Annotated in this window: 1 protein-coding gene; it reads right to left on the bottom strand. The window is 62.7% G+C overall.

The window, feature by feature from the left end; all coding sequences use genetic code 11:
* Positions 1 to 255, bottom strand: a 255-nt coding sequence (locus tag AB4Y34_RS42395) for a transposase (RefSeq protein WP_368719369.1), incomplete at both ends; no start/stop codon positions are given.

The following is a 255-nucleotide window of genomic DNA, read 5'->3' as shown; positions in this document are numbered from 1 at the left end:
GATGACACCCTTGTAGCCGCGATCGACAACGGCCACTTCCGGCTTCACGTCACTCAGGATCGCCGCCTGCTCCAGCGCCTCGGCCAACGTATGGCCGTCGTACGGATTGCCCGGCATCGAGCGCGCCCCGATCACTAGCCCTTCCTTGTGGGTCGTCGTGATCGACACCTTGACGCCGAATTCGTACGGCGTGCGGGCCTTGCCTTTGGCCAGACATTCGACTTCCGGCGCATGCAAGGCGTAAAGCTTGTTCCG

This window comes from Paraburkholderia sp. BR10954 (assembly GCF_040965775.1).
In the GTDB taxonomy this organism is placed as follows: Bacteria; Pseudomonadota; Gammaproteobacteria; order Burkholderiales; family Burkholderiaceae; genus Paraburkholderia; species Paraburkholderia youngii.
The sequence above is the reverse complement of the archived record's forward strand: the minus strand, read 5'-3'. Positions and strand labels throughout refer to the sequence as shown.